Source organism: Agrobacterium sp. CMT1 (assembly GCF_037203725.1).
Lineage (GTDB): Bacteria > Pseudomonadota > Alphaproteobacteria > Rhizobiales > Rhizobiaceae > Agrobacterium > Agrobacterium pusense.
Genome location: NZ_JBBCAR010000017.1, coordinates 1 through 12,118, shown reverse-complemented (window position 1 = coordinate 12,118; position 12,118 = coordinate 1). Strand labels below are relative to the sequence as shown.

12 protein-coding genes are annotated in these 12,118 nt (G+C 59.2%); 10 read left to right on the top strand and 2 right to left on the bottom strand.

All coding sequences use genetic code 11. From position 1 onward, the window contains the following. Positions 1–7 precede the first annotated feature (7 nt). Both WA845_RS19475 and lexA read right to left on the bottom strand, forming a co-directional pair. Positions 8–685 (bottom strand): glutathione S-transferase N-terminal domain-containing protein, encoded by a 678-nt coding sequence (locus tag WA845_RS19475; protein WP_112554888.1) that lies wholly within the window; start codon positions 683–685, stop codon positions 8–10. A 252-nt stretch (positions 686–937) separates the two neighbouring features. Continuing rightward, positions 938–1,660 (bottom strand): transcriptional repressor LexA, encoded by a 723-nt coding sequence (lexA, locus tag WA845_RS19470; protein ID WP_004441588.1) that lies wholly within the window; start codon positions 1,658–1,660, stop codon positions 938–940. A 314-nt stretch (positions 1,661–1,974) separates the two neighbouring features. Between lexA and WA845_RS19465 the strand changes: the two genes are divergently transcribed. From WA845_RS19465 to WA845_RS19420, 10 genes are all read left to right on the top strand, one after another. Then, entirely contained in the window at positions 1,975–2,856 is an 882-nt protein-coding gene (locus WA845_RS19465; RefSeq protein WP_337322537.1) for a VOC family protein, read from the top strand. After that, complete coding sequence (gene kdsA / locus WA845_RS19460; protein ID WP_037089144.1) at positions 2,853–3,698, top strand: 3-deoxy-8-phosphooctulonate synthase; 846 nt, start codon at positions 2,853–2,855, stop codon at positions 3,696–3,698. The genes WA845_RS19465 and kdsA overlap by 4 nt, the downstream gene beginning before the upstream one ends. A gap of 136 nt (positions 3,699–3,834) precedes the next feature. After that, positions 3,835–5,109: a phosphopyruvate hydratase gene (gene eno / locus WA845_RS19455; RefSeq protein ID WP_022556098.1), complete on the top strand. Its 1,275-nt coding sequence runs from the start codon at positions 3,835–3,837 to the stop codon at positions 5,107–5,109. Positions 5,110–5,402: 293 nt separating this feature from the next. Further along, entirely contained in the window at positions 5,403–5,720 is a 318-nt protein-coding gene (locus WA845_RS19450) for an FtsB family cell division protein (protein WP_004441601.1), read from the top strand. 153 nt (positions 5,721–5,873) lie between these two features. After that, positions 5,874–6,917, top strand: coding sequence for a pyruvate dehydrogenase (acetyl-transferring) E1 component subunit alpha (gene pdhA, locus WA845_RS19445; protein WP_004441604.1), 1,044 nt, complete (start codon positions 5,874–5,876; stop codon positions 6,915–6,917). Positions 6,918–6,934: 17 nt separating this feature from the next. Further along, positions 6,935–8,356, top strand: coding sequence for a pyruvate dehydrogenase complex E1 component subunit beta (locus WA845_RS19440; RefSeq protein ID WP_035208868.1), 1,422 nt, complete (start codon positions 6,935–6,937; stop codon positions 8,354–8,356). Between the two features lie 14 nt (positions 8,357–8,370). Continuing rightward, positions 8,371–9,741, top strand: a complete 1,371-nt coding sequence (locus WA845_RS19435; protein ID WP_004441609.1) for a pyruvate dehydrogenase complex dihydrolipoamide acetyltransferase — start codon at positions 8,371–8,373, stop codon at positions 9,739–9,741. A 12-nt stretch (positions 9,742–9,753) separates the two neighbouring features. Further along, positions 9,754–10,398 (top strand): SGNH/GDSL hydrolase family protein, encoded by a 645-nt coding sequence (locus WA845_RS19430; protein ID WP_112554884.1) that lies wholly within the window; start codon positions 9,754–9,756, stop codon positions 10,396–10,398. Positions 10,399–10,455: 57 nt separating this feature from the next. Continuing rightward, a complete protein-coding gene (lpdA, locus tag WA845_RS19425) occupies positions 10,456–11,901 on the top strand; it encodes a dihydrolipoyl dehydrogenase (protein ID WP_337322536.1) in 1,446 nt (481 codons plus the stop codon). 95 nt (positions 11,902–11,996) lie between these two features. Next, on the top strand, positions 11,997–12,118 hold a 122-nt coding region (locus tag WA845_RS19420; RefSeq protein WP_337322561.1), incomplete at its 3' end, for a GlsB/YeaQ/YmgE family stress response membrane protein.

Below are 12,118 nucleotides of genomic sequence, written 5' to 3'. Positions count from 1 at the left end.
AGGATCGTCAGGCCTTTGCGCGTAGATCCATCGTTAATTCGCCGATTCCGGCGATCTCCTCTTCATGTGCCGCGTCACGCCAGGTCTCCTTCAGTCCCGCCTCATACCATTCGCGCATGGAAGGCAGAGCGAGCAGTCGCTCACAATAGGCTTTTGCCGCAGGAGAAAGGTCTGCGCCATACGTCTGGAAACGGAATGCCACAGGGCAGTAGAAGGCATCCACCGCCGTGAACTTCTGACCGGCGAGATAGGGACCGCCGAAATTCGACAGGCCCTCGCTCCACAACGCATCGACACGCTTTATATCCGCCGCAAGCCCGGCATCGCTGACGTTCGGTCTGACACGAACGCCAACGGACATGGGGTAGAGATTGCGAAGGGACGAAAATCCCGCATGCATTTCGCTTGCTGCCGACCGCGACCAGGCTCTCGCATGCTTGTCGCTTGCCCATACCCCTTGATGACGTTCGGCAAGATATTCGGCGATCGAGAGTGACTCCCAAATCGTCACGCCATCATCGACAAGGCAAGGCACCTTGCCAGTTGGGGAAAAGGTGGAGAATGACACGCCTTCACCAAACGGGACGAGTTTCTCCTCGAAGGCGATACCGAGCGTGCGCATCAGGACCCATGGCCTCAGCGACCAGGAGGAGTAATTCTTGTTGGCGATATAAAGATCGTACATTGCGGGTCTCCTGACTGTGAAGCGGGTTTTTATACCAGCGGCCCGGCCCGGAATATCGCAAAGAATCCATCGCTCCCATAACGCCAATTGATGGGTGGGGCGCCATCCCTGCCGACGTCCTCTGGCAAAGCCGCCTTCGCCGCCATTAAAAAGAAAAGGCGCATCACTCGAGTGGAATGACGCGCCGTTCATCTTGAAGGCCTGATTTATCGCTCATCGACCGCTCCGGCCTTATCCGGACCGGCAGCAGCATCAATGATACCGGCGGATCAGCCCTACCAGCTTGCCCTGGATTTTAACCCGATCAGGTCCGAAAATGCGGGTTTCATAGGCAGGGTTTGCGGCTTCAAGTGCGATCGAAGCGCCTTTGCGACGGAAGCGCTTCAGCGTCGCTTCCTCGTCATCCACCAGCGCCACGATGATATCGCCGGGATTGGCGGTGTTACCGTTGCGAATGATGACGGTATCGCCATCGAAGATGCCGGCCTCGATCATCGAATCGCCCTTGACCTCGAGCGCGTAATGTTCGCCCGAGCCGAGCATGTCCACCGGAACCGCCACGTCATGCGTATTGTTCTGAATGGCTGAGATCGGCACACCGGCAGCGATCCGGCCCATGACGGGCACGGTTGCCGCGCCTGCTATATCGTTCGCAGGCGCCTTGGGAGCAGGGGCGGGCTCGGGCATCTTGGGCTTGCCGAGGCTGCCTTCAATAACGCTCGGCGAGAAGCCCCGTTGCGGCCTCGCGCCGGGCACATAGGCCTCCGGCAGCTTGATCACTTCAAGCGCTCGTGCCCTATTAGGTAGCCGGCGAATGAACCCACGCTCTTCCAGAGCGGTGATCAGCCGGTGGATGCCGGATTTGGAGGCAAGATCGAGTGCGTCCTTCATTTCATCGAAGGAGGGCGGCACGCCGGACTCTTTCATTCTTTCGTGAATGAAGAGAAGCAACTCCTGCTGTTTGCGCGTGAGCATGAGGAAAACACCCTTGAGAATCGTCGTTGAAGTCGCGAAACAAATACAGAACGAACACTATATGTTCCATATGTGTTCCGCAATCCCCTAAAATTTCGTGAAGGATGCGCCTCCGATCGTGATTTGATCTTAGGGACAACGCCGAAGCGGAAACGATGACTGACGGGCGGGATGCCGTCGCTTTCTTGAACTCCAGCCTTTGCCGATACAGGCATCGACGCGCAGGCCGGTCATTTGCATTCCCGGCGCCCTTCGTGCTTTTGTCAGCTTCAATACCCGGCATCTGCGCCGGGCGCGTCAAAAAGGCAAGATTTATGGCTGACAGGCATCGCGTCGATCATCTCGTTCTGCCCGTTCGGGACCTTGCGGTAGCGGCCGCGCGGCTCAAGGTCCTTGGCTTTACGGTCGCGCCACAGGCTCTCCATCCGTTCGGCACGGAGAATGCCTGCGTCTTCTTCAGGGATGGCACCTATCTGGAGCCGCTGACAATTGCTGACCGGGTTAGCTATACTGCGTCGGTCGAGAGAGGCGATGTTTTCACCGGCAGGGACCAGGCATTCCGGCGATCGTACGGACAGGAAGGTTTTTCTGCCCTTGTGGCCTCCACCGCTGACGCTCGTGCCGATCACCGGAGATTCGTGGCGTCTGGCGTATCGGCCGGCGAGGTCTTCGAATTTTCGCGGCCCATGCAAATGCCGGACGGATCGTCAGGCAAGGCGGCGTTCCGGCTTGCTTTCGCGGCAAGCGGATCGGCTGCGGATTTCTTCCTCTTCAGTTGTCAACGCCTGCAGGCACTGCCGGGGGACCGTGCTGCACTGGAACGTCACCAGAACGGAGTTCTGGGCCTTCGCGAGATCGTGCTGTGTTCCGGTACGCGGAGTGACACCCACTTGATAGAAACGGTTTTCGGCTGCAACGGCGTCGTGTCTCCGGATGGTGATGTCGTTTTCGAAACCGGCAATGCAAGGGTGAGGCTGAGGGAAAGACCCGCCCTTTCTGGCGTTGACCCGAAGGCTACGGGAAAAAGCGGTGAGGGCCTGCGCGGCATGGGCGTCGTCTTTTCCGTTGACGATCTTGCCGTGACAGCGACGGTACTTGCTGCTAATGGCGTGTCCAGCGCAGAAGCGGGCGGCCGTCTGGTGGTGCCCGCAGCACCCGGACAGGGCGTCGATTTCGCCTTCGAGGAAAAAAGATGAGCGTCACGAACAATCTCAAAGTCACCGCCGGCCAGGGCGCCAGCAAGGTTTCCTTTTGCAATAGCGAGCGTTTTTCACTGATCGCCGGCCCCTGCCAGATGGAAAGCCGGGAGCACGCCTTCATGATTGCGGGCGTCTTGAAGGAGCTTTGTGACGGGCTCGGAATCGGCCTCGTTTACAAGTCATCCTTCGACAAGGCGAACCGCACCTCGCTTTCCGGCAAGCGTGGCATCGGTCTGGACAGTGCCATGCAGATATTTGCCGATCTCAAGAAGGAATTCGGCTTTCCGGTCCTGACCGACATTCACACCGAAGAACAGTGCGCCATCGTTTCCGAAGTGGTGGATGTGCTGCAGATCCCGGCCTTCCTCAGCCGTCAGACCGATCTTCTCGTTGCCGCCGCAAAAACCGGCCGTGTCATCAATGTCAAGAAAGGCCAGTTCCTGGCGCCATGGGACATGAAGAACGTGCTCGCCAAACTGAATGAAAGCGGCAACCCCAATGTGCTGCTGTGCGAACGCGGCGCGTCCTTCGGCTACAATACGCTGATCTCCGACATGCGTTCTCTACCGATCATGGCATCCCTCGGCGCACCTGTTGTCTTCGACGCCACCCACTCGGTGCAGCAGCCGGGCGGGCAGGGCGGTTCCACCGGCGGTCAGCGGGAATTTGTCGAAACGCTGTCTCGCGCAGCTGTCGCCGTTGGTGTCGCAGGCCTCTTCATCGAGACCCATGAGGACCCGGACAATGCGCCTTCTGACGGCCCGAACATGGTTCACCTGAAGGATATGCCGAAACTGCTCGAAAAGCTGCTGGCCTTCGACGCCATCGCGAAAGCCTGAGCGGCGGGCGCGGCGCGTGCCAATCGATTTTAAATGGCGGTGGTTCCCTTTCTACGGCCTGCCGTCATTGTAATTTCTTCGCCATCGTCTAAGACAGGCGACGGAAAATATCTGTTCCATTCCCAAGGGAGAGACCATGACTGCCATTACCGATATCATCGCGCGCGAAATCCTCGACAGCCGCGGCAACCCGACCGTTGAAGTCGATGTGTACCTCGAAGACGGCTCCATGGGCCGTGCCGCCGTTCCTTCGGGCGCCTCCACCGGCGCGCATGAAGCGGTTGAGCTGCGTGATGGCGGCAAGCGTTATCTCGGCAAGGGCGTAGAAAAGGCCGTTGAAGCCGTCAACACGGAAATCTTCGACGCCATCGGCGGTTTCGATGCTGAAAACCAGATCCAGATCGACCAGATGATGATCGCGCTGGACGGCACGCCGAACAAGTCGCGCATCGGCGCCAACGCCATTCTCGGCGTGTCGCTCGCCATCGCCAAGGCTGCTGCCGAAGCCTCCGGCCTGCCGCTCTACCGTTATGTCGGCGGCCCGAACGCGCATCTGCTGCCGGTTCCGATGATGAACATCATCAACGGCGGCGCCCACGCCGACAACCCGATCGACTTCCAGGAATTCATGATCCTGCCGGTTGGCGCAGAAAACATCCGCGAAGCCGTGCGCATGGGTTCGGAAGTGTTCCACACGCTGAAGAAAGAGCTCTCCGCGCAGGGCCACAACACCAATGTCGGCGATGAAGGCGGTTTCGCTCCCGGTCTCGAAAGCGCGCCTGCCGCGCTCGATTTCATCATGAAGTCGATCGAAAAGGCCGGTTACCGTCCGGGCGAAGACATGTATGTCGGCCTCGACTGTGCATCGACCGAATTCTTCAAAAACGGCAAATACGTTCTCGAGGGTGAAGGCCGCACGCTGGAATCGGGCGCCATGGCTGAATACCTTGCTGACCTCGTTGCCAAGTACCCGATCATTTCCATCGAAGACGGGATGGCTGAAGACGACTGGGACGGCTGGAAGACATTGACCGATCTCATCGGCAATAAGTGCCAGCTGGTCGGCGACGATCTCTTCGTCACCAACTCCGCGCGTCTTCGCGACGGCATCAAGATGGGCGTCGCCAACTCCATCCTCGTCAAGGTCAACCAGATCGGTTCGCTTTCCGAGACGCTGGACGCGGTCGAAACCGCCCACAAGGCCGGCTACACCGCCGTCATGTCGCACCGTTCGGGCGAGACCGAAGATTCGACCATCGCCGATCTCGCAGTTGCCACGAACTGCGGTCAGATCAAGACCGGCTCGCTTGCCCGTTCCGACCGGCTCGCAAAGTACAACCAGCTGATCCGTATCGAGGAAATGCTCGGCCCTCAGGCTGCTTACGCCGGCCGTTCAATTCTGCGCGGTTAATTTGCGTTCGGGTTTCTGGGCCCGCTGTCTTGCGGGCAGAGGTGGTGAAAAACGCATCTACATATGAGATGTCATCCTCGGGCTTGACCCGAGGATCCACCACGGTACGTTTTTGGATCCTCGCCTCAAGGGCGAGGATGACGATAGGGCGGGCAGGTCTCCCGCCAATCCAGCCCGCCCTCCGGCGGGCTTTTTCATGCCCAATTGCCGATTGGAATTTAAGGTCAACGGATAGTTAAACAATCCGCTCTAGTCTCAGACTCACGTTACGCGTTTTGAGGCATCTCTCCGGCATGTGGACCAGGCATCATAAAAAGAGACGATTCGGTCGGCTGATCGTTCCAGCCATTACCATCGCTTTTCTTTCCTACTTCGGTTATCATTCGATCCATGGCGATTTCGGCCTTCAGGCAACGGAGCGGCTGGAACGGCAGCGTATTACCCGGACGGCGGAGCTTGCAAAGCTGACACAGGCGCGCGTGGCGCTGGAACGTCAGGTGGAACTGTTGAGTGACGGTTCGCTTGAACGGGACATGATTGACGAGATTTCCCGGTACCAGCTGAACATGTCCCGAACGGACGAAATCGTCATCATGAACACATATTTCTGATTAACCGAAATTAGGTTAATTCAACATTTTTGATTTATTCACAGCACCTTAGCGTGAATATGTGCCATGCGTTTAAAGCATTGCTGCATGGCGCATTCTTGCATATGGTACGCGCCACTCTATCCATTCAAACGGCAACTCAGGGAGGGATGAATGGCGCCGCGAAAATCAGCGACCGTATCCGGCCGCAAGACAACGGCAAAGTCCGCAACCGAATTCACCGGCAAGAACAGCCCCGACTTCTCGAAGGAAGAAGAGCTTCACGCCTATCGCGAGATGCTTCTGATCCGCCGTTTTGAAGAAAAGGCCGGCCAGCTCTATGGCATGGGCTTCATCGGTGGTTTCTGTCACCTCTATATCGGCCAGGAAGCTGTCGTCGTTGGCATGCAGATGGCTCAGAAAGAGGGCGACCAGGTCATCACCGCCTATCGCGACCATGGTCACATGCTCGCCTGCGGCATGAGCGCCCGTGGCGTCATGGCCGAACTGACCGGCCGTAAGGGCGGTCTGTCGAAAGGCAAGGGCGGCTCCATGCACATGTTCTCGAAAGAGAAGCATTTTTATGGCGGTCACGGCATCGTCGGCGCCCAGGTGTCGCTCGGCACCGGCCTCGCATTCGCCAACCGCTATCGCGGTAACGACAACGTCTCCGTGACCTACTTCGGTGACGGCGCGGCGAACCAGGGCCAGGTCTATGAGAGCTTCAACATGGCCGCTCTCTGGAAGTTGCCGATCATCTATATCGTCGAGAACAACCGTTATGCCATGGGCACCTCGACCGCCCGCGCCACCGCCCAGTCGAATTATTCGCTGCGTGGCCAGTCCTTCGGCATTCCAGGCATTCAGGTAGATGGCATGGATGTGCGCGCCGTCAAGGCAGCAGCCGATCAGGCGCTTGAACATTGCCGTTCCGGCAAGGGTCCGATCATTCTGGAAATGCTGACCTACCGTTACCGCGGTCACTCCATGTCCGACCCGGCGAAATACCGTTCCAAGGACGAAGTGCAAAAGATGCGTTCGGAACACGATCCGATCGAGCAGGTGAAAGCACGTCTTCTGGAGCAGGGCTGGGCCAGCGAAGACGAACTCAAGGCCATCGACAAGGATGTCCGTGATATCGTTGCCGACAGCGCCGACTTCGCCCAGAACGACCCCGAGCCGGATGCGTCCGAGCTCTACACCGACATTCTGCTCTGATCGGGAAAGGGAAACCCATGCCTGTAGAAATTCTTATGCCCGCCCTTTCCCCGACCATGGAGGAAGGCACGCTTTCCAAATGGCTTAAAAAGGAAGGCGACAAGGTCACCTCCGGCGACGTGATCGCGGAAATCGAAACCGACAAGGCGACCATGGAAGTGGAAGCCGTGGATGAAGGCGTCATCGGCAAGCTGCTGATCGATGCAGGCACCGAAGGCGTCAAGGTCAACACCCCGATCGCCGTGCTCATCCAGGAAGGCGAAAGCGCCGACGACATCTCTTCCTCTGCCAAGAAGGAAGAGCCGAAGGCCGAAGCTGCCAACTCCGGTTCTGATGCCGCTGGCGGCAAGACCCGCGAAGCGACCGAAGAGCCGAGCGCTTCCAAGGAAGCCGCGAAGGTTCCGGCAGCGCCCAAGATCGACGTCGCCGCTGACCCGGACATTCCGGAAGGCACCGAAATGGTGATGACGACGGTGCGTGAAGCGCTGCGTGACGCCATGGCCGAAGAAATGCGCGCCGATGAAAAAGTCTTCATCATGGGTGAAGAAGTCGCCGAATATCAGGGCGCCTACAAGATTACCCAGGGCCTGCTGCAGGAATTCGGCGAGCGCCGCGTCATCGACACCCCGATCACCGAACACGGCTTTGCCGGCATCGGCGTCGGCGCAGCCATGACCGGCCTGAAGCCGATCGTCGAATTCATGACCTTCAACTTCGCCATGCAGGCGATCGACCAGATCGTCAACTCGGCAGCGAAGACCCTGTACATGTCGGGCGGCCAGATGGGCGCGCCGATGGTATTCCGTGGTCCTTCGGGTGCTGCTGCCCGCGTTGCGGCCCAGCACTCGCAATGTTACGCCGCATGGTACAGCCATATTCCGGGCCTCAAGGTCGTCATGCCCTATACGGCTGCCGATGCGAAGGGTCTTTTGAAGGCCGCCATCCGCGATCCGAACCCGGTCATCTTTCTCGAGAACGAAATTCTCTACGGCCAGAGCTTCGAAGTGCCGAAGCTCGATGATTTCGTGCTGCCGATCGGCAAGGCGCGCATTCATCGCAAGGGCAAGGACGCTACCATCGTTTCCTTCGGCATCGGCATGACCTATGCGGTGAAGGCTGTTGCGGAACTCGAAAAGCTCGGCATCGACGTCGAACTGATCGACCTGCGCACCATCCGCCCGATGGACCTGCCGACCGTTATCGAATCGGTGAAAAAGACAGGCCGTCTCGTCACTGTCGAAGAAGGCTTCCCGCAGTCATCGGTCGGTGACTTCATCTCCAACCAGGTCCAGCGCGCTGCTTTCGATTATCTCGACGCGCCGATCCTGACGATCGCCGGCAAGGACGTTCCGATGCCTTACGCGGCCAATCTGGAGAAGCTGGCGCTTCCGAATGTCGATGAAGTCGTCCAGGCCGTCAAAACCGTCTGCTACAAGTAAGGGGAGGCGTTTCGATGCCTATCAACATCACCATGCCTGCCCTTTCTCCGACGATGGAAGAGGGCAATCTGGCCAAGTGGCTGGTCAAGGAAGGCGACAAGGTCGCACCCGGTGACGTGATCGCCGAGATCGAGACCGATAAGGCGACCATGGAAGTGGAAGCCGTCGACGAAGGCACCGTTGCCAAGCTGGTCGTTCCGGCCGGCACGGAAGCCGTCAAGGTCAATGCCCTCATCGCAATCCTCGCCGCCGATGGCGAAGATGTGGCCGAGGCGGCAAAGGGCGGCGATGCCGCTCCTGCCAAGGCTGAGGCAAAGACGGAGGCCCCCAAGCAGGACGCCGTCAAGGCGGAAGCGCCGAAGGAAGAGGCTGCCCCGGCGAAGGCTGAAAAGCCGGTTGCCGACCAGCCCGCTGCCTCGTCCACGCCAGCGCCGGTTGCAAAGTCCGGCGAGCGCATCTTCGCTTCGCCGTTGGCACGTCGTCTCGCCAAGGAAGCCGGTCTCGACCTTTCGGCCCTTTCCGGTTCCGGCCCGCATGGCCGTATCGTCAAGACCGACGTCGAAAAAGCTGCTGCTTCCGGCGGTGCAAAGGCTGCTCCCGCCGCTGCTGCATCCGCAGGCACACCGGCTCCGGCGCTTGCCAAGGGCCAGTCGGACGAAGCCGTTCTCAAGCTGTTCGAAGAGGGCTCCTACGAGCTCGTGCCGCATGACGGCATGCGCAAGGTCATTGCCAAGCGTCTGGTCGAATCCAAGCAGACCGTTCCGCATTTCTACGTTTCGGTCGATTGCGAACTGGATACGCTTCTGGCGCTGCGCGCTCAGCTCAACGCCGCTGCCCCTGAAAAGGACGGCAAGCCGGCCTACAAGCTGTCGGTCAACGACATGGTCATCAAGGCGCTGGCGCTGGCCCTTCGTGACGTGCCCGACGCCAACGTCTCCTGGACGGAGAGCGCCATGGTCAAGCACAAGCATTCGGATGTCGGCGTTGCCGTGTCCATTCCGGGTGGCCTGATCACGCCGATCATCCGCAAGGCCGAACAGAAGTCGCTCTCCACCATCTCCAACGAGATGAAGGACTACGGCAAGCGCGCGAAAGAGCGCAAGCTGAAGCCCGAGGAATATCAGGGTGGCACGACCGCCGTGTCCAACATGGGCATGATGGGCGTGAAAAGCTTCTCCGCCGTCATCAACCCGCCGCATGCCACCATCCTGGCGGTCGGCGCGGGTGAAGAACGCGCTGTCGTCAAGAATGGCGAGATCAAGATCGCCAACGTCATGACGGTCACGCTCTCCACCGACCACCGTTGCGTCGATGGCGCGCTCGGAGCCGAACTGATCGGCGCCTTCAAGCGCTACATCGAAAACCCGATGGGCATGCTGGTTTGATCGGAGAGTAAGATGGTGAAGTCGGTCCTCTGCTTTGGCGATTCCCTCACCTGGGGATCAAATGCGGAAACGGGTGGCCGGCACAGCCATGACGATCTTTGGCCGAGCGTCTTGCAGAAGGCGCTCGGTCCTGACGTGCATGTGATTCACGAAGGTCTGGGTGGTCGCACCACCGCCTATGACGACAACACCGCCGATTGCGACCGCAACGGCGCGCGGGTTCTTCCGACGTTGTTGCACAGCCATGCGCCGCTGGATCTGGTGATTATAATGCTCGGCACCAACGACCTGAAACCGTCAATCCATGGATCGGCGATCGTTGCCATGAAGGGTGTCGAACGGCTGGTGAAGCTCACGCGCAACCACATCTGGCAGGTGCCGGACTGGGAGGCGCCTGACGTGCTGATCGTCGCACCGCCGCAGCTGTGTGAAACGGCCAATCCGTTCATGGGCGCGATCTTTCGTGATGCGATCGATGAATCGGCGATGCTGGCGTCCGTTTACCGGGACCTTGCTGATGAGCTTTATTGCGGCTTTTTCGATGCGGGTTCCGTTGCCCAAACGACGCCGGTGGATGGCGTTCATCTCGATGCTGAAAATACGCGGGCCATCGGGCGGGGGCTGGAGCCCGTCGTCCGCATGATGCTCGGACTTTAAGAACAATTCCCGGTCGTGGCGCTGCTCGCGACCTGATAGGACAAGGCAGGATTTCCAATGGCTCAATCATATGACGTCATCATCATCGGTTCGGGACCGGGCGGTTACATTGCCGCGATCCGCGCAGCCCAGCTCGGCATGAAGGTTGCCGTCGTGGAGCGTGAGCATCTGGCCGGCATCTGCTCCAACTGGGGCTGCATTCCCACCAAGGCGCTGCTGCGCACAGCCGATGTCATGCACACCGCCACCCACGCCAAGGAGTACGGCCTGACGCTGGAAGGCTCGATCAAGCCTGACGTCAAGGCAATCGTGGCGCGCTCGCGCGGCATTGCAGCCCGCATGAACAATGGCGTCGGTTTCCTGTTCAAGAAGAACAAGGTCGATATCATCTGGGGTGAAGCCAAGATCACCAAGCCGGGCGAAATCGTGGTCGGCAAGTCCACCAAGCCGGTGGTGCAGCCGCAGGGTCCGGTTCCGAAGAACACGCTGGGCGAGGGTACCTATACAGCCAAGCACATCATCGTCGCCACGGGCGCCCGCCCGCGCGCGCTGCCCGGCATTGAGCCCGATGGCAAGCTGATCTGGACCTATTTCGAGGCAATGAAGCCGGAAGAAATGCCGAAGTCGCTGCTCGTCATGGGCTCCGGCGCGATTGGCATCGAATTCGCCAGCTTCTACCGCACCATGGGCGTGGACGTGACCGTTGTCGAAATCATGAGCCAGGTCATGCCTGTCGAAGATGCGGAAATCTCCACCTTCGCCAAGAAGCAGCTCGAAAAGCAGGGCATGAAGATCCATCTGGAAACCAAGGTTTCGAAGGTGGAGAAGGGCACGAACTCCATCACCGCGACGCTGGAGAAGAAGGACGGTTCTTCTGAAAAGATCACGGCTGATCGCATGATCTCTGCCGTTGGGGTCGTTGCCAATATCGAAGGCATCGGCCTCGAAGCTGCCGGTGTGAAGACCGATCGCGGCTTCATCGTCATCGACGGTTACGGCAAGACCAACGTTCCCGGCATCTACGCCATCGGCGATGTCGCGGGTCCGCCGCTGCTTGCCCACAAGGCTGAGCACGAGGCTGTCATCTGCGTCGAAAAGATCGCCGGTCTGCCGAATGTTCACTCGATGGACAAACTGAAGATTCCCGGCTGCACCTATTGCAACCCGCAGGTCGCTTCTGTCGGTCTCACCGAAGCCAAGGCCAAGGAACAGGGCCGCGATATCCGCGTCGGCCGCTTCTCCTTTGCGGCGAACGGCAAGGCGGTCGCGCTGGGTGAAGATCAGGGCATGGTCAAGACCATCTTCGACAAGAAGACCGGCGAGCTGCTTGGCGCGCATATGGTCGGGGCGGAAGTGACCGAACTCATTCAGGGCTTTGTCGTCGCCATGAATCTGGAGACGACAGAAGAAGATTTGATGCACACGATCTTCCCGCATCCGACCATTTCGGAATCGATGAAGGAAAGCGTGCTCGACGCCTATGGACGTGTGCTGAACGCATAAGTGCCGCGTGATGCCCGGCATTGTCTAACCATGCCGGGTGTCCCATATGTCTCGATACAGCCTTAAGGCGGGCTGTTATTTCAGGGAGCGTGGGAATGGAAAGTGTAGGCTGGATTGCAGCAATCATCATCGGCGGTCTCGCCGGCTGGCTTGCCGGCAAGCTCATGGACATGCGTTTCGGCATTTTCATGAACATTGTCCTTGGCATTGTCGGTTC

Coding starts and splice junctions, on each gene's coding strand:
- lpdA (WP_337322536.1), top strand. CDS start 10,456: ATGGCTCAATCATATGACGTCATCATCATCGGTTCGGGACCGGGCGGT.
- WA845_RS19440 (WP_035208868.1), top strand. CDS start 6,935: ATGCCTGTAGAAATTCTTATGCCCGCCCTTTCCCCGACCATGGAGGAA.
- WA845_RS19430 (WP_112554884.1), top strand. CDS start 9,754: ATGGTGAAGTCGGTCCTCTGCTTTGGCGATTCCCTCACCTGGGGATCA.
- kdsA (WP_037089144.1), top strand. CDS start 2,853: ATGAGCGTCACGAACAATCTCAAAGTCACCGCCGGCCAGGGCGCCAGC.
- lexA (WP_004441588.1), bottom strand. CDS start 1,660: ATGCTCACGCGCAAACAGCAGGAGTTGCTTCTCTTCATTCACGAAAGA.
- WA845_RS19475 (WP_112554888.1), bottom strand. CDS start 685: ATGTACGATCTTTATATCGCCAACAAGAATTACTCCTCCTGGTCGCTG.
- WA845_RS19450 (WP_004441601.1), top strand. CDS start 5,403: ATGTGGACCAGGCATCATAAAAAGAGACGATTCGGTCGGCTGATCGTT.
- WA845_RS19435 (WP_004441609.1), top strand. CDS start 8,371: ATGCCTATCAACATCACCATGCCTGCCCTTTCTCCGACGATGGAAGAG.
- WA845_RS19465 (WP_337322537.1), top strand. CDS start 1,975: ATGGCTGACAGGCATCGCGTCGATCATCTCGTTCTGCCCGTTCGGGAC.
- pdhA (WP_004441604.1), top strand. CDS start 5,874: ATGGCGCCGCGAAAATCAGCGACCGTATCCGGCCGCAAGACAACGGCA.
- eno (WP_022556098.1), top strand. CDS start 3,835: ATGACTGCCATTACCGATATCATCGCGCGCGAAATCCTCGACAGCCGC.